At 62.5% G+C, this 694-nt stretch carries 1 protein-coding gene; it reads right to left on the reverse strand.

From position 1 onward, the window contains the following. The coding region (locus MXC99_RS00265) for a Mu transposase domain-containing protein (RefSeq protein WP_432654213.1) at positions 1 to 694 on the reverse strand (694 nt) is incomplete at both ends.

Consider the following 694-nt stretch of genomic DNA (forward strand, 5'->3'; position numbering starts at 1 on the left):
CAGGCCGACCTTGGGGACCATCGTGAGCACCTGACTCATCACCCGGTCACCGCCGTCGCGGCGCAGCAGCAGTCGCTGCAACCGAAGGAGTGCTTCGGGCATCTCGGCAAAGGGTGCGCCATTGCGCAGCGCACCGGGTTTGCGTTCGAGCAGCGGCAGATAGTGACGCCAGTCGTAGCAGGTCTGCTCGCGCTCGAACAAGCGGGGGTGGCTGGCCACTACCACTTCATCACCGACGAACTCGATCCGCTCCGGATAAAAGCGCTTGCTGATCAGCTTGCCTGCCCATTCGCACGGCACCGAGTAGTGATTGCGGTCCGCCGTCACCAGGCAGGTGCTCGATACCCGGCCTGGGGCTTCCACATATCCATCAAAGGGCGCGATCATCGGCATCAGATGGGCCTGCTCGTGCTCGAGCATCTCGGCAATCGTCAGCGCGTACTGCGGATGGCGCAGTTCCTGCCACAGGCTGCGACAGCGCGCCAGCAGCCAGGTGTTGAGCTCGGCCATCGAGCCAAAGCGCTCTTCGCCGGCCTGTTGCCAGATTCGCCGCCGGCTGTCCTGCACGTTCTTCTCGACGATACCCTTTTCCCAACCACTGGCCACGTTGCAGAAGTCCGGATCGAAGAGGTAGTGCGAGCACATCGCATAAAAACGCGCATTGACCACCCGGCCCTTGCCCTTCTTGATCTTG

It is taken from the genome of Thauera aromatica, from assembly GCF_023093595.1.
In the GTDB taxonomy this organism is placed as follows: Bacteria; Pseudomonadota; Gammaproteobacteria; order Burkholderiales; family Rhodocyclaceae; genus Thauera; species Thauera aromatica_A.